Annotated in this window: 15 protein-coding genes; 10 read left to right on the plus strand and 5 right to left on the minus strand. The window is 52.5% G+C overall.

From position 1 onward, the window contains the following. Nucleotides 1-2: 2 nt before the first annotated feature. The 4 genes from Pelsub_RS01440 to galE are packed head-to-tail and all read left to right on the plus strand — an operon-like array spanning nucleotide 3 to nucleotide 3,423. Nucleotides 3-941 carry an ABC transporter ATP-binding protein gene (locus tag Pelsub_RS01440; RefSeq protein ID WP_116225301.1) on the plus strand — a complete coding sequence of 313 codons (939 nt, stop codon included), beginning with the start codon at nucleotides 3-5 and terminating at the stop codon, nucleotides 939-941. Further along, entirely contained in the window at nucleotides 934-1,671 is a 738-nt protein-coding gene (locus Pelsub_RS01445; protein WP_116225302.1) for an ABC transporter permease subunit, read from the plus strand. Before Pelsub_RS01440 ends, Pelsub_RS01445 begins: the two co-directional genes overlap by 8 nt. Nucleotides 1,672-1,718: 47 nt before the next feature. Continuing rightward, the gene (locus Pelsub_RS01450) at nucleotides 1,719-2,366 is read left to right on the plus strand and encodes a transaldolase family protein (RefSeq protein WP_116225303.1); all 648 of its coding nucleotides are present in this window, start codon (nucleotides 1,719-1,721) and stop codon (nucleotides 2,364-2,366) included. A gap of 37 nt (nucleotides 2,367-2,403) precedes the next feature. After that, nucleotides 2,404-3,423, plus strand: a complete 1,020-nt coding sequence (galE, locus tag Pelsub_RS01455; protein ID WP_116225304.1) for a UDP-glucose 4-epimerase GalE — start codon at nucleotides 2,404-2,406, stop codon at nucleotides 3,421-3,423. Between the two features lie 706 nt (nucleotides 3,424-4,129). On the opposite strand, the gene holA is transcribed toward galE, so the two are convergent. Genes holA through radA form a run of 3 tightly spaced genes read right to left on the minus strand, consistent with a single transcriptional unit; the run spans nucleotide 4,130 to nucleotide 7,090 of the window. Then, entirely contained in the window at nucleotides 4,130-5,158 is a 1,029-nt protein-coding gene (holA, locus tag Pelsub_RS01460) for a DNA polymerase III subunit delta (protein WP_116225305.1), read from the minus strand. 4 nt (nucleotides 5,159-5,162) lie between these two features. Beyond that, nucleotides 5,163-5,687 (minus strand): DUF6391 domain-containing protein, encoded by a 525-nt coding sequence (locus tag Pelsub_RS01465; protein ID WP_116225306.1) that lies wholly within the window; start codon nucleotides 5,685-5,687, stop codon nucleotides 5,163-5,165. A 20-nt stretch (nucleotides 5,688-5,707) separates the two neighbouring features. Further along, nucleotides 5,708-7,090, minus strand: coding sequence for a DNA repair protein RadA (gene radA / locus Pelsub_RS01470; protein ID WP_116225436.1), 1,383 nt, complete (start codon nucleotides 7,088-7,090; stop codon nucleotides 5,708-5,710). A gap of 160 nt (nucleotides 7,091-7,250) precedes the next feature. Here radA and Pelsub_RS01475 point away from each other — a divergent pair, with 160 nt between their 5' ends. The 5 genes from Pelsub_RS01475 to Pelsub_RS01495 all read left to right on the plus strand — a co-directional run bounded on the left by Pelsub_RS01475 (nucleotide 7,251) and on the right by Pelsub_RS01495 (nucleotide 12,222). Next, entirely contained in the window at nucleotides 7,251-7,976 is a 726-nt protein-coding gene (locus tag Pelsub_RS01475; protein WP_116225437.1) for a response regulator transcription factor, read from the plus strand. Continuing rightward, complete coding sequence (locus Pelsub_RS01480; RefSeq protein WP_116225307.1) at nucleotides 7,954-9,534, plus strand: sensor histidine kinase; 1,581 nt, start codon at nucleotides 7,954-7,956, stop codon at nucleotides 9,532-9,534. Before Pelsub_RS01475 ends, Pelsub_RS01480 begins: the two co-directional genes overlap by 23 nt. Before the next feature lie 170 nt (nucleotides 9,535-9,704). Then, nucleotides 9,705-10,526 (plus strand): L-2-amino-thiazoline-4-carboxylic acid hydrolase, encoded by an 822-nt coding sequence (locus tag Pelsub_RS01485; protein ID WP_116225308.1) that lies wholly within the window; start codon nucleotides 9,705-9,707, stop codon nucleotides 10,524-10,526. Between the two features lie 6 nt (nucleotides 10,527-10,532). Next, the gene (locus Pelsub_RS01490; protein ID WP_116225309.1) at nucleotides 10,533-11,453 is read left to right on the plus strand and encodes an ABC transporter ATP-binding protein; all 921 of its coding nucleotides are present in this window, start codon (nucleotides 10,533-10,535) and stop codon (nucleotides 11,451-11,453) included. Between the two features lie 4 nt (nucleotides 11,454-11,457). Next, nucleotides 11,458-12,222, plus strand: coding sequence for an ABC transporter permease (locus tag Pelsub_RS01495; protein WP_116225310.1), 765 nt, complete (start codon nucleotides 11,458-11,460; stop codon nucleotides 12,220-12,222). Nucleotides 12,223-12,535: 313 nt separating this feature from the next. Here the strand turns inward: Pelsub_RS01495 and Pelsub_RS01500 are convergent, their stop codons facing one another. Both Pelsub_RS01500 and Pelsub_RS01505 read right to left on the minus strand, forming a co-directional pair. Further along, nucleotides 12,536-15,040 (minus strand): ATP-dependent Clp protease ATP-binding subunit, encoded by a 2,505-nt coding sequence (locus Pelsub_RS01500; RefSeq protein WP_116225311.1) that lies wholly within the window; start codon nucleotides 15,038-15,040, stop codon nucleotides 12,536-12,538. A 167-nt stretch (nucleotides 15,041-15,207) separates the two neighbouring features. Then, nucleotides 15,208-15,642: an acyl-CoA thioesterase gene (locus Pelsub_RS01505; protein WP_158674925.1), complete on the minus strand. Its 435-nt coding sequence runs from the start codon at nucleotides 15,640-15,642 to the stop codon at nucleotides 15,208-15,210. A gap of 93 nt (nucleotides 15,643-15,735) precedes the next feature. Between Pelsub_RS01505 and Pelsub_RS01510 the strand changes: the two genes are divergently transcribed. Next, nucleotides 15,736-16,137 (plus strand): RrF2 family transcriptional regulator, encoded by a 402-nt coding sequence (locus Pelsub_RS01510; RefSeq protein WP_116225313.1) that lies wholly within the window; start codon nucleotides 15,736-15,738, stop codon nucleotides 16,135-16,137. Nucleotides 16,138-16,172: the final 35 nt, after the last annotated feature.

Below are 16,172 nucleotides of genomic sequence, written 5' to 3' on the forward strand. Positions count from 1 at the left end.
ACATGAACAACAACACTATTGAATGCAAACAACTGGGTAAGAATTTCGGCGCGCTGCGCGCCCTGCAGAACGTCAGCATGCAGATTCCGGCAGGCAGCGTGTTTGGGCTGCTGGGGCCGAACGGCTCCGGCAAGACCACCACCATCCGCCTGATGCTGGGACTGCTGCAGCCAGACGCCGGCAGCGTGAGCGTATTCGGGCTTGACCCGATCAGCCAGGGCGACGCGGTACGCGAGCAGTGCGGCGCGCTGCTGGAGCACACCGGTTTATATGAACGCCTGAGCGCAGAGGACAATCTGAATTTTTACGGACAGATTTGGCACATGCCCCAGCGCGAGCTGCAGGCGCGCATGCAGGAACTGCTTGGAAAACTGGACCTTTGGGACCGCCGGAAGGAGCTTGTCGGCAACTGGAGCCGCGGTATGAAGCAAAAGCTGGCCGTGGCGCGCGCCATGCTGCACCAACCCAAGCTGGTCTTTCTGGACGAACCCACCGCCGGGCTCGACCCGGTGGCCGCGGCTGCCTTGAATAACGACCTGCTCAAATTAGTGAAGGATGAACAAGCCACCATCTTTCTGACCACGCACAACCTGAGCGAAGCGGAGAAAGTCTGCAACCTGGTGGGCGTGCTGCGCAAAGGCCAGTTGATCGCCTTTGGCGGGCCGCATACCCTGACCCAATCCACAGGCAATGCCGTCGTGGATATCTTCGGCCAGAACCTGACTGCCTCAGCCATCCTGGAAAAATTGCGCGGACTTCCGCACGTGCAGCAGGTTGAAGCAGTGGATGATCATCTGGTTATTGAACTGGAAGGGAAAACTGAACCGGCCGAGGTTATCAAGACCCTGGTCATGAACGGAGCCGCGGTGGACGAAGTGCGCCGCCGCCAGGCCGATCTGGAAGAATCGTTCCTGAAACTCATGGAGGAAGAAAATGCTTAGGGATATGTGGACCATCAGTAAAAAGGATATCAAGGAAGTACTGTTCAGCCGCGGCAACAAACGCGGCGGGCTGATTTCCATTTTGGTCGTTGTAGGCCTGATCGGCGTGTATTTCCCGCTGTTCAGCCAGGACACCTGGTTTACCAGCCCCATTTCGGTATTGAACTGGGCTTGGATGCCGATCTTCATGGTCACCAGCCTGGTGACCGATTCCATCGCGGGAGAGCGTGAACGCCACACGCTGGAAACCCTGTTGGCCAGCCGGGTCAAGGATCAGGCCATCCTGCTGGGAAAGATCAGCGCCGCGGTGCTGTACGGCTGGGGTTTGTTCATGGTCAGCCTGCTGGTGGGCGCTATCACCATCAACATTGCCAACTGGGGCGGCCCGCTGCAGTTCTATCCGCTGGGTTTCTTCATCGCCTGCGCCGGGTTGAGCCTGCTGCTGTGCGTGTTCATCAGCACCATCGGCGTGTTCGTCTCGCTGCGCGCGCCCACCGCCCGCATCGCCTACCAGCGCCTGAGCCTAAGCATGCTGGCCCTGGTGATGCTGCCGGTGATCCTGGTCCAGCTATTGCCGAAAGGCAGCCTAGCTCCCATGCTGGCTTCGCTTGAAACCATCAACCTGCAACTTGTCTTTTGGATTTTAGGAATTGCCCTGCTGGGGCTGGACACGCTATTCATCCTGGCCGCGCTGGCGCGCTTCAAGCGCACACGCCTGATCCTGGAATAATCACCTTCTGTTGACGTTATAATGGATGGCGGTAAAAGGAAAATATTATGCAAATATTACTCGATTCCGCCATCATTGAAGAAGCTCGCCAGGCAGCTGCCTGGGGCTGGGTTAATAGCGCCACCACCAACCCAACCCTGTTGGCAAAAAGCAGCCTGCCCCCCGCTGAAACCCTGCGGGAATTGGGCAAGATACTGACCGGCCAAATTTTCTACCAGTTAACCGGCAAAGACCTGCAAGCCATGCAAACCGAAGCTGCTCAAGCTTATGATATTTTGGGCGAACAGTTGGTCTTGAAAATCCCGGCCACCAGCCTGGGTTTTCAAGCTGCCGCCCGCCTTTCTCAAAAGTATTCCGTGGCCGTCACTACCATTTTCACCCCCGCGCAGGCCATGCTGGCCGCCGCGGCTGGAGCGCGCTATGCGTTGTACTATCACAACCGCGCCAAGCGCCTGCTGCCGGACGGACAGGGAGAGCACCTGGCCGAAGATCTGGTGCGCGTGCTGGACGGCACGGACACACAGGTGACCGCCGCCAGCTTGAAATCGCCTCAGGAAATAGTCGAGGCGCGCATGGCAGGCGTGCCCATTCTGTCCGCCCCGTTCGCTGTGCTGGCACAGATGCCGGAGCACCCGCTTTGCGAGCAAGCCGTGGCCGAGTTCGACGCCAACGGCACCGGTTTATTGAACAGCTAGTTTCCCATAAATATTTCCGTAAGTCGAAGGAGCTAAGATGAAAATTCTGGTTACAGGCGGCGCAGGCTATATCGGTTCCACCATCGCCTCCGCATTGGAAGAAGCGGGACATACTCCCGTCATCCTGGATTCGCTGGTCACCGGCAAGAAGGAATTCACCAAGGGACGCATTTTCTACCAGGGCGACATTGCCGACGGTAATCTGGTCAAGCAGGTTTTCAGCGAACATCCCGATATTTACGCCACCATCCACTGCGCGGCGCTGATCGTAGTGCCGGAGTCGACCGAGCAGCCTTACGAATACTACCGCGAGAACGTGGGCAAGTCGCTTGAGTTGTTCCATACGCTGAACGAGCTGGGCGCCAAGCGCCTGGTGTTCAGCTCCTCCGCTTCCATTTACGATGTGGTGCCGGGCTTCATGGTGACCGAGGACGCGCCGCTCAAGCCCAGCAGTCCTTACGCGCGCACCAAGTTCATTATGGAAATGATCCTGCGCGATTTCTGCGCGGCTTACGGTATGCGCGGTATCGCCCTGCGTTACTTTAACCCGATCGGTGCCGACCCCAAGATGCGCACCGGCCTGCACGTGGACAGCCCCACGCACATTTTAGGTCGTATGGTGGACGTGCAGCTGGGTAAGCTGGAGCGTTTCACTATCACCGGCACGGATTATCCCACACGCGACGGCACGGGCATCCGCGACTACATCCATGTTTGGGACCTGGCACGCGCGCACGTGAAGGCTGTGGAAGGTTTCGAGACAGCCTTTGAACGCGCGGGAGAGCCTGAAGACGGCTATCTGGTGATCAATTTGGGCACCGGCAACGGTGTGACCGTACGCGAGCTGGTGACAGCCTTCGAGAAAGTGACCGGGCAGCCGCTAAACCAGGCCGACGGCCCCGCGCGGCCCGGCGACGTGGCCGGTTCATTCTGCAATGCCGACACGGCCAAGCGCCTGTTGGGCTGGCAGGCGGAGCTGTCCATCGAGCAGGGCATTTCGGATGCGCTCAAGTGGGGCGAGATGAAGGACAAGGTGCTGGGGAAATCGAAAAACTAACCACAGATAAACACAGATAAAAGCAAATAAGCTTTTTGGCTGATATCCACAGATAACAATTTCTTTTGTAGGTCACACATTCGCCTGCCTCCAACGGGGGGTGTGTGACCTTTTTTAACCACAGATAAACACGGATAAAAACAAAACAATTTTATAGTTGATGAACACAGATAAAAACTTCTCTTGCAGGTCACACAAGTATGTGTGACCTTTTTTAACCACAGATAAACACGGATAAAAACAGATAACATTTTGGTTAATATCCAAAGATAACAACATTTCATAGAGGGCAAGCGAATGCCTGAATTGTCATTGCGAGGAGTGTTCCATGCGAAGCAGGAAACGCAACGAAGCAATCTCAGCTCCTTATTAGCAAGGACAGCCAAGTTTTCAGTGAGAAATTGGTATTTAGGCCGAGACCCTTCCTCCGAGAGGATGCTCCGCGATCGGTCGCCTCCCTACGCTGCCCCACGCTTCGCTCTGGGCAAGCGCGCAGGTCAAGCGCTCCCTCAGGATGACAATTCCAATTTTTTGTTGTTAAGAAAGTATTCGGCTAGATAAACAATCCATACTCACCTCTGGTCCTCCCCTTCAAAGGGGAGGACGTTCAATTCCTCTTAAGCAACGAACTGAGATTGCTTCGGTTGGCTTTGTCAACCTCGCAATGACATAACAGGTTTTATCCACAAAGAAAAAGGGAAATTGTTCAGCGGCTGATATCCGCCACCAAAGTCTCCATGACGACGTCCAACGAACTGACGCCTGTTTTGGCTTCCTCGTCCATGCGATCCAGTTGGCGGTAGATGTCTTCCAACTCTTCCATGCTGAAATGGCGGCACTGCGCCAGGGCTTTCTTGGCCACAAAAGGATTCAACCCGGTCTGGGCAACCATTTCGTTTTGCCCGCCGCCGGCTTCCATCACCTCGCGCGCCATGATTAGCAAGCGCACCTGACGGGCCAGCATGGTGTAAATATATTGGGCCGGCAAGTCTTCCAGCAAGCGCTGCAGCAGGCTCAAAGCATGTTTGGCATTGCGGCCGCCGACCGCGTCCATCATCTCGAAGATATCCTCTTCGCGCGACTGGCTGCACAGCAGGCGCACGTCGTCGCGCGTTACGATGCCATCCGCACCCACGTAGCTGATTGCCTTGGTGATTTCCTGACGCGCCTGGAAAAGGTTGTTACCCACCAGGTTGGCCAGTTCGGCCGCCGCCTGCCCCTCGAAATTGCCGCCCTGACTTTGGACTTCGTTCATGATCCAGGCGGGCATCTCGCGCTGGCTGGGCAGGGGATGTTCCCGCCAAACCTGCGTGCGTTCGCTTTCCTTCAGGCATTTATGAATCCAGTGATTGGATTTAACCTTCTGCCAGACCATTTCGCCTTTGAAATAACGCTGGCTGTCCGGCAGCAGCAGGGCCAGGTGGGTATTCTGCGGCAGGTTCTTTAATAAAGCGCCCAGCCATTCTCCGTCCTCTTTTTTCTTGAGCATTTCCAGCGCATCGGACAGTACCACCACCCGCTGGGGGCTGAACAGGGATAATGAATTCAAGGACTGCGTGAAAGCTGCCTGGTCGCAGCTGTTGCCATCCAAGGAAGCAATGTCCAGTTCGACATTGCCCTCCGCGCGCAGCCGTGCATATAAAGCTTTCAGATCGTCCTGAACGGCCAAGTCGTCGTCCCCCTGCAGGACGTAAATATCAACAATGGGTATTTGTGCTGCTGCTTCCGCGCGCATCTTCTCAGGCGCTCATGCGGGTGCTGACGCGATGCACGCTGTAGCCCATCAGATCATGGCGGATAACATCCACGATATGCAGGCCGGTCACATCCGCGTTGGTGGTAATTTGCTCCTGGACCTTGGGCCCCAACGGCTGCGCGAGGCGGTAGCCCAGCATACCCATCAATACCGCCATAGGCATGCGGCGCAGACGACGCCCAGCACTGCCCTGGGTACCGCGCATGGCCAGCCAGGCCAGCGCGCCGGCCGAAACCGCGCCCACAGCAATGTTGGTGCCGCAATTGGGATGCACGGCCAGATCGGATTCCCCTTCACCCAAACGCCTCAGCGCTTCACGAGCCGCTTCCAGAATGGTTTCAGTATCCACTTCACCGTAAATCCAAAAACCGCCCGCGTCCGAAATGCCTCCCATGGGCACATTTACACCGCTCTCCTGCAGAACATGCAGGGTGGCGTGTTCCAAAGCGTGATTGCTGCGCACATGCATGGGGATACTCTGATTCAATATTTGGTCTGTTATCGGCATAATCTACCTCGATTCTCTCTTCATGATACCAAAGCTATTTTAATCGCTTGCGACAGCGAACGGGCTTCCATTATTTCAAAGCCATCCGGCAAATCCAGGCTGGCGCGCAAGCGCCGCGGAATGACAGCAGCTTTGAAACCCAGCTTGGCTGCTTCGCGCAGGCGAATTTCCATGTGGCTGACCCAGCGCAGTTCGCCGGAAAGGCCCACCTCACCAATCAACACCAGATCGGCGCGCACGGGCTGGTCGCGCTGTGATGAAGCAATGGCCGCCGCGGCAGCCAGATCGGCCGCCGGTTCTTCAATGGTCAAGCCGCCCACTACATTCAGGAAAATATCCTGGTTGGACAGGTTTACGCCCACCCGGCGGGTGAGCACAGCCGCCACCAGCATCAGGCGGTTGAAATCCAGGCCATTGGGTGTGCGGCGCGGGTTGCCGAAGGAAGTCGGGCTGGTCAGCCCCTGTAGCTCCACTAGAATGGGGCGTGTACCCTCCATAGTGACCGCGATAGCCGAACCGGGTGCATCCACCATGCGCTCGGCCAGGAAAGCTTCGGAAGGATTGCTGACCTCGGCCATACCCTGCTCGCGCATTTCAAATACGCCCACCTCGGAAGTCGGGCCGAAGCGGTTCTTCATGGAACGCAGCAGGCGATAGGATTGGAAGCGGTCGCCCTCTAATTGCAGCACAGTATCGACGATGTGCTCCAGCACGCGCGGACCGGCGATAACGCCTTCCTTGGTGACGTGCCCAATCAGGAAAATCGCCATGCCGCTGGATTTGGCCAGCTCACGCAGGCGCGAGGCGCATTCGCGTACCTGGGAAACCGAACCGGCGCTGGAAGACAGCCCTTCCAGATAAACGGTTTGGATGGAATCAACAATCAGCAGAGCCGGTTTAACCTGCTCGACATGCGCCAGGATGGCATCCAGGTTGGTTTCAGTCACCAGGTAAAGGTGCGGGGGAAAAGGTTCGCCTTCGCTGCCCAAACGTTGGGCGCGCATTTTGATTTGGCGGGCAGACTCTTCGCCGGAGGCATACAGCACGCGGCTGTCCTGCGCCAGTTCAGCCGCCACCTGCAGCATGAGGGTGGACTTGCCGATACCCGGATCGCCGCCCAAAAGGACAATGGAACCCGGCACCATGCCGCCGCCCAGCACACGCGCGAATTCGCGCATGTTCAGCGGCCAGCGTTCCTCGCCGCCGCTTTCCACTTCATTCAGATTCTGCACTTTGGAAACGACGGTTGATGCGGGTGTGCCCTTCTTCCCGCCGGCGGCCGGTTCTGCGACCACTTCCTCGATCATCGAATCCCATGCACCGCAGGTGGGGCAGCGCCCCAATTGGCGGGCGGAAATGCGCCCGCATTCCTGACATACGTATTGGCTGTGAATTTTGCTCATAGTTGTTGAGAGTAATTCTAATTCATTGTGCATTTATAAGCAGGTTATCCTGGTCAAACGCAGCGGCCGCACAAATCCGGTCAGTACTATTAAGGAATAGAGGATGATATCCCCTTGTTATAATAATTTATCAACCATATTAAAAAGTGAGTTGGGCTTTATGGCACACATTCTTTTGATAGAAGACTCAATCGATCTGGCAGAAATTATCATCCTCGAACTTGAGCGCAGCGGTCATACCGTCCTTTTCATCCAAGAGGGGGAAAAGGCATTTGAAATCCTTAAAAAGAATTGTACAGATTTGATCATACTAGACTGGATGCTGCCAGGCATAAACGGGTTGGATGTACTGCATCAGGTGAGAGCTGACTCAAACATACCGGTATTGATGTTGACGGCCCGAGGCGATTTGGCCGATCGTATTGCCGGATTGGAGCTTGGTGCTGATGATTACCTGATCAAACCATTTGATATGCCCGAGCTGATAGCACGAATTCATGCCCTGCTGCGGCGGGCAGCCCGGGATAAACAGGTCATTTTGGAAGATAGGTCTTCGGCAAATAATATATTGTCGTTGGAGGGAATAACCTTATCGCCATCCAATCGCACCTGTGAATGCAACGGTAATAATCTTGAACTAACCCGTCTCGAATTCGACTTATTGGAATTATTGATGAAAAATCCCGGCCGGGTTTTCAACCGCCGTTACCTGCAAGAGACCATATGGGATCAGGCCTATCTTGAAGGAGATCGTTCAATCGATAACACAATCATGCGGTTGCGGAAGAAACTGGGAAGTAGTGGAGAACTCATTGAAACAGTTCGCGAAGTTGGTTATCGTTTCAAGCTAGACTTGAAGACTCATGAAAAACAAAATTTACTCTAAGGCAAAAACAATCAGGGCTATGGCTTGCGGCTGGGGAATCGCCGCAATTTTCTGGCTGCTCGTTCTGCCATTAGCAGTTGATGCTCCCCCGTTGGTCATCACCTGGTTTTTTATCATCGCAACCTTTCTTTGCGGCGGCTTAACTGCAGTATGCCTGCCTCGACCGGCAAACAAGCCTTGGAATAACTGGCCATCCGAATTGGTAAATTCGGCTGGATTGATGGTTGGGTTAGCAATAATAACCATGGTAATCCTTAACCTCACTAATCATCCAGATCTGGCAAATCAAAGCTATTTTGGCAAAGGATCTGCAGCTCTCATCATTTTTTCATGCGCCCCCGGTTTTTTGTTGAGCAGAGTTGTGCTACACGGACTTTGGTTATGGAATGACCTTCGCAGAAACCACTTCATTTGGGGTTTGACACATTCCATCTTTATTGTTGCGGCTGCAGTAGGATTTCTGGCTGTGTTGACGGCATACATTATCTGGTACAAACCGACTGATATACCCGCCTTCACAGCCGAGACAATAGTCTCCCGGACAATCATCTGGAGTCTGACCATGTTGATTTTATCAATGGGCGTGATGATAAGCTGTCTGATATTAATTTCTCCTTTTGCTATCGGATTTTCCTATATCGTTGCCCGCCGTATCACCCATCGCATCGGTATGCTATCTCAGGCAACCGTAGCACTCCAGGATGGCAATCTGAACACTAGAATACCGGTAATGGGTAATGATGAAATTGCTTTGTTGCAGAAAAATTTCAACCTCATGGCAAGTGATCTGCAAAGTTCGAATCAATCTTTAAAAAAAGAAAAAGAGAAAGTGACTTCTCTGCTCAAATCTCAGCGTGAACTTTCTGCCGGTATCTCTCACGAATTACGTACCCCGGTCGCAATTATCATCGGCTATATCGATGAACTGCATGGACATTGGCAGGAATTGACTTCTCAACAAGTCAGCCAGAAACTTCAGGTAGTCCAATATGAAAGTAATCGGATGAAACACATCCTTAACGATATGCTTACAATTTCGCAGGTGGAAGCGAATCACTTAAATGTTCATCTGGAAGCCGTTGATGTGGATAAATTGATCAGTGCGATTGTTTATCGCCTAGGCCCTCTTGTATGGGATCTAAAACGTATTCAGGTCAATGCAATCAAACAAAACAGCCTTCCTTATGCTCTGGCAGATCCTGAACGCTTGGAACAGGTTTTGATCAATCTGATCCAAAACGGAGTACGCCATACTCCGCCTGGAGGTGTTGTTAGTATAAGCATGGAACATTTTCCTGACCATTCTCCTGCTGATATCTGGCTTGAAATTTCCGACACAGGAGAAGGGATTGACCCTGTTGACTTACCCCACATTTGGGAAAAGTATTACCAAGCCAAATCTTCCAAAAAGGATTATGGGGATTTTGATGGCAGCGGGTTTGGATTGGGATTATCTATCGTAAAAGAACTGGTTGAGGGAATGGGGGGACAAATCCAGGTTGTAAGTACTCCCGGGGAAGGCTCTACCTTCCGTATTACGCTGCCTGTATCTCCATAATTGCTACACAACTGCGACTTTACCGCGAAGCAGCTGCTACATCCTCTGACTAGAATTTCCTTTCGTTATCAATAAACCATTTGCTGACTTTCTCTTTTAAGGATAAAGGGAGGTGGAATTTTGACACGTTTCAGCAATCATGGCAAAGAAAAAAGAAAGGAAAAAAATCTATGACACAAGAATCAATTGATCGCAGGACATTTCTTGGATGGATTGGCCGTTTTTCCATTTGCGCATTGGGTGTTTCGCTTCTGCCCTCATGCAGAGGAAACGCCCTGAATGGACAAAATGATACCGGCAGCCAGAATTTCTATCTTGCCAACAAAACCAAAATCATGAAGGAAATTGATGACATGTGCGGATACACCCGCAAAGTCAGCAGCACGATGTATGGCAAAGAAATGGCAGATACGCTTGTATTGGGAACCACTCAAAAATTCGAGGATTTACTTCCAGATCTACCCTATATTGGGGGATATACAAACAATCTAACGACCAATCTATACATGGGCGCTGCAGGACTAGCCCTGTATAAAACCATGCTGGAACAGGGGAAGACACTCGAAGAAACAGGTGAGGTCCTATACCGCGCTACCGAAATGCAGTATGGTGCTAATCCGCTTGGTGGAATGATGACAAGTATGTCTGTTAGCGACACGACCAAAACCATAATTTCAAAAGAAGCTGAGAGATCACAAGAACGTATGTACACGGGTGACTGGGTGTTCAACTTCATCGATGGTAATGGCGCCGATTTCGATTATGGAATCGACTACACCGAATGTGGTATCTGCAAGTTCTATCAATCTCAAGGGGCAGCAGAATTAATCCCCTATATGTGCATGCTCGATTTTCCCATCAGTAAAGCTGCCAACTCAGGGTTGGTACGGACAACCACATTAGGGCGGGGTGGTCCGCGTTGTGATTTCCGATATAAGATCGGCCGGCCGGTCCAGATGGATTGGGTTCCGGGTTTTCTCAAGAAAGGATGATCTCAAATGGACAAAAACATTTTGCAAACTTTTTCCCTATCACGTAACTTTGGCGAATTGAAGGCTGTGGACAATCTTGATCTTTCGGTACCAGAAGGTTCAATTTACGGTTTCTTAGGACCTAATGGTGCGGGGAAAACAACCACTATTCGCATGCTTCTGGGGTTGGTACATCCTTCAAACGGGCAAGTTACCTGGTTCGGGCAACCACTCGTAAACGATCCGATTGGGTTACTGAAACGAGTGGGTTCACTTATTGAAATGCCTTCCTATTATCCTCATCTTACGGGATTTGAAAATCTTGAGGTAATTCGCCGGCTTTCAGGCGGCAAAAAGAATGATATTGCACGTGTCTTGCATCTGGTCGGCCTGGAACAAGATGCAAACAGAGTAGTACGCCAATACTCCTTGGGAATGTGCCAGCGATTGGGCCTTGCAATTGCTCTGCTCAATCAACCGGAAGTTCTGGTGCTGGACGAACCCATCAACAGCCTCGATCCGGCCGGAATCCATGAGATGCGCGAACTTTTTCAACATTTGCAGGAAGAAGGAGTAACACTGTTCATCTCCAGTCATCTTCTTTCAGAAATTGATCAGGTGGCAACGATGATTGGCATCATTCGTAAAGGGAAGCTGATCTTCCAGGGAACACCTTCGGAATTGCGGGCTCAATATCCTCGCCGCTTGAGTATTGGCACAGATCGTCCTGAGGACGTGTCAATCTGGCTGAAAGGACAGGGGTACCCCATCCTGCAGATGAACAATCACCATATCGACATTCCCATTCGCAGTGAAGATGAATCGGCAAAAATGAATAAGAAACTGTCCATAGCCGGATTCCCGATCTTTGAAACGCGTTACGAATCAATTTCGTTGGAAGGTATTTTCTTGCAAGTCACGTCCCGCGAGAATCAATCAGGAGAATAATAAAATGAAATCTATCTTGCACTGTTTATCTGCAGAAATATTGAAAATGCGCAGAACTTTAGCAATTCTGTTATGTGCAATAGCCCCCTTAATAATCGGCGCCATCGTTGTATCCATGTATCTACGCGATGCAAATTACTTTATGAATTGGACAATGCTCAATCCCTGGGATCAGTTAGGTCAAATGTGCCTGGTTTACTGGAATTTGCTATTTATCCCATTGTTCATTCCTCTGCTGACGGCATTATTGGCACAGTTTGAACACAACCGGCACAACTGGAAATTAATCTATACACTACCCAATCCGCGTTGGTCAACCTACCTTGCCAAATGGCTGGTTGTGCAAGGGCTTTTATTTGGTTGTCTTGTTGAAATTTTTGTTGTGATTTTCCTGAGCGGAAAATTACTGAACGCATTCAATTCGGATTATGGGTTCAGTGCAGCTTTCCCATTGTGGGAATTTTGCAAACTGGCAGGTATTTCTTTTCTGGCATGCTGGATTTTGGTGAGTCTGCATATGTGGATTGGCATACGTTTCAGCAGTTTCCCAATGGCATTAGGAGTTGGAATTTTCGCGATGGTTGGTGCTCTTTTCATTTTTGGACAGGACATTTCATATTATTATCCCTGGACATTGCCCGGAATTACTATCGTTGATGTGAAAGATGGAATACTACACCTGATGCCCATGTTTATTGGCTGCCTGGGTGGAATCGTCCTGGCAATATTGTCGATGTATGATCTTTCTCACATAGAGGTATATCAATAACGTATGTTCCAGAGATTCAATATGCTATTCCGGTGGACCGCAGCCTCTTCGAATTCCCTCACACACCCAGAGGGTGCAGGTGAATGGGTGGGCTACAACGAAAGGATAAACGCTCCCTCAAGATGACAATTCCGGGAAGATTAACCACAGACGAACACAGATAAAAGCAAAAGCTTTATTATGGTTGATACACACAGATGACATTCTCCTCTAGAGTCATCCTGACGAGCACTCGTTCTGTGAGTGCGAGGTTATGTTTATCTTAACAAGCAGGCCGGCATTGCTGCCGGCCTGCTTTACTTTGTTTTACGGATTACATTCCCATGCCCATAGGTTCGGGGGCGCTGGATTTCTCATCCAACTGGTCCGTCAGATAGAAGTTGCCTTCCTCGTCTATATCCACCCAAATGGTTTCGCCGTCCTTGAATTTTCCGGACAGCAGATCATCCGAAAGCCGGTCTTCGATTTCCAACTGGATAACACGCCGCAGCGGGCGGGCGCCCATATCCGGATCGTAACCTTTCTCGGATAATTTATCCAACGCGGCTTCGGTGGCTGCCAGGGTAATCTCACGCTCTTTCAGGCGATCGGCTACCTTTTTCAGCTCAAGGGTAGCAATCTGGCGGATGTGCTGCTTGTTCAGCGCGTGGAACACGATCACGCTGTCAAGACGGTTGATGAATTCCGGCCGGAAGGCCTTCTTGAGCGATTCCATCAACTTCTTGCGCATGTCTTCGTAATTAAATTGTTCATCCTCGGCGGCGTCACGGTCCAGCTGGAAGCCCAGCCCGCCCTGACGCTTGATCATATCCGCGCCGATATTGGAGGTCATCACAATAATGGTGTTGCGGAAGTCCACTTTGCGGCCTTTGGCATCGGAGAGGTGACCCTCTTCCATGATTTGCAGCAGCATGTTGTGCGCTTCCGGATGGGCCTTCTCAACCTCATCGAACACCACGATGGAATACGGGCGGCGGCGGATAGCTTCGGTCAACTGACCGGCTTCCTCGTAGCCAACGTATCCGGGAGGCGCGCCCACCAAACGGCTGACGGAATGGCGCTCCATGAACTCGGACATATCCAACTGCACCAACGCCTCTTCGCTGCCAAACAGGAAGCGCGCCAGCGACTTGGTTAATTCGGACTTGCCTACGCCGGTCGGTCCCAGGAACATAAAGGAGCCGATGGGACGATGGGGATCTTTCAGGCCCGCGCGGCCGCGCCGCACAGCCTTGGCAATGCGCTGGATAGCTTCTTCCTGGCCGATGATGCTGTTATGCAATTCATCTTCCATGTTGAGCAAGCGCACGGATTCTTCCTGAGCCAGCTGCATAACCGGTACGCCGGTCTGAATAGCAACCAGTTCGGCAATATCATCCGGCGTCACTATCGGGCTGGTATCGCGGTCCCATACTTCGCGGATGTCATTTACTTTTTTCTGCAGCTCTTCGATCTTGGCCTGCAGCACTTCCTGCTCGTCTTCCTGCTTCGATTCAACGGCTTCGTTCAAAGCGCGCCGTGCGTCGCGCAGCTCAGTCATCAACTGCTTGCTGACCTTGGCAGTATCGCTTTTGTACATGCGCACGCGCGAGGAAGTCTCGTCGATCAGGTCAATGGCCTTGTCCGGCAGAAAACGGTCGGTGATGTAGCGCGAAGACAGATTCACTGCGGCTTGCAGGGATTCATCCGAGATCACCAGGCGGTGATGCTCTTCGTAATTCTTGCGCACGCCGCGCAGGATCTCCAGCGCTTCTTCATTGGAAGGTTCTTCCACCACGATAGGTTGGAAACGGCGTTCCAGAGCCGCGTCGCTTTCGATGTTCTTGCGGTATTCATCCAGCGTGGTCGCGCCGATCACTTGCAATTCCCCGCGCGAAAGGGCGGGTTTAAGGATATTGGCCGCGTCCACTGAGGAACCGGCCGCGCCGGCGCCCACCAGCATGTGGACTTCGTCGATAAACAGAATGGCTTCGGAAGCCTTGAGTTCATCGATAACACGCTTCAAGCGTTCTTCAAACTGGCCGCGGTACATGGTACCGGCTACCAGCGAACCCACATCCAGGCGCAGGACCCGTTTGTCCAGCAGCGGTGTGGGTACGTCGCCTTCAATGATGCGCTGGGCCAGGCCTTCCACAATGGCGGTCTTGCCCACACCCGGTTCACCAATCAGGGCCGGGTTGTTCTTGTTGCGGCGCGCTAAAATCTGGATGACGCGCTCGATTTCTTTTTCACGGCCGATGACCGGATCAAGCTTGCCTTCTTCGGCATAACCGGTCAGGTCAACCGCCAACTGATCCACCAGCGGCGTCTTGCCTTCGCTTTTCTTTTCGCTTCTTTGCGGCGCGCCGGGACGCACACTGGCGCTCGTCAGGGCGTTCTTATTCTCGTTCAACACCCGTTTGACCTGGCGACGAATTTGCGCGGGCGTGATGCCCAATTTGGCGATCACATCCTTAGCCAATCCCAGGTCCGATTGGACCAAAGCCAGCAGCAGGTGTTCGGTTGATATATATTTACTATCCATCTGGTCGGCTTCATCAACAGCCAGATCCAGAATTTTTTGTGCGTCCGCCGACAGGTCAATACGGTCCACGCGACCGCTGCCCATCCCGCCCAGGCGCAGCACCATTTCTCGCGCGCGGTCGATTTCCACACCCAGTTCCCGCATAACGCGTCCAGCCACACCGGTATCCTCCTGGATAAGCGCCAAGAGCAGATGCTCGGAACCGATCATCGGCTGCTGCAGGCGCTCCGCTTCCAGGTGAGCAAGGCTCAAAACCCGGCGGGCACTTTGGGTGAATTTCTCCAAACCAGACAAAATAATCCTCCAGTCTTAGACAGACACAAAACTTGTTACGCTTGTGATTTTACCAAACTAATCCTCAGTCGCATCCTCCCGCAGGTTGATTATATGCAACGTTAACAACCCAAGTTTTCTATAAAAATATGGATATTTTTGGGAAAAGGGATTCGTTTGTAATTTTTTCAGGCGCTTAAATCTACGCCCTCGAAGGCACCTATCTTTTGGCGCCAGTCAGCCGGCACCGGGATAGTTTGGTGGGAACGGTAATCGTAGGTGACACCCACCACTTCGCCGGTAGCCAGCAATTCGCCGCTGTCCGTATCCTCGAGACGGTACTCAAAAGTGATGCTCTTATTGCCGATGCGTGCGGCGCGCGTGCCCACGCGCACTTTCTGCCCCAGTGTGATGGGGGCCAGGTAAGAAACGTGCACATCGGCAATGATCATCTTCAAATCCAGGAAGGACTGCCCGTCGAAAAGGCCCAGTTGGCACAAATACTCCAGGCGGGCCTGCTCCATAAAGACCAGGTAGCGCGTGTTATTAACGTGCCACTGCGGATCCAGGTCGCTGTAGCGGATTTCCACGGGTATGTAGAATTTGAAAACGGCGTTTTCCATGGGCACCATTATACACTTGCCAGAAAGGATTTTTTCTTATACACTTAAATCTGGACAATTTTCAGGTATTTTATCCGAAGAGGAATATTTATCATGCAAATCACACGCCAAGCCGATTACGCCCTGCGAGCCGTTATCTTTCTGTCCCGCCTGGACGACGACCAAAAAGCCTCCACCAGTGCCATTGCGGAGGAACAGAAAATTCCGCCATCCTTCCTGGCGAAAATCGTATCGCAGCTCTCGCTGGCCGGGTTAATCCAAACCTCGCGCGGCGCGCGCGGCGGTGTCTCGCTGGCTAGGCCGCCGGAGAAGATTTCAGTGCTGGACGTGATTGAAGCCATTGACGGGCCGGTCATGCTGAACGAATGCGCCGGCAGTCCGGAAAACTGCACCTTCGGCGAAAGCTGCCCGCTGCAGCAAATCTGGTGCGATACGCGCCAGGAGTTGGTCAGCCGGCTTTCCAGCGCCACCTTCGCGCCCGAAAACATCCATTAATAAAAGCGACCCCTGACAAAGGGATCGCTCCAGTT

This window comes from Pelolinea submarina, assembly GCF_003966975.1.
Classification (GTDB): Bacteria; Chloroflexota; Anaerolineae; order Anaerolineales; family Anaerolineaceae; genus Pelolinea; species Pelolinea submarina.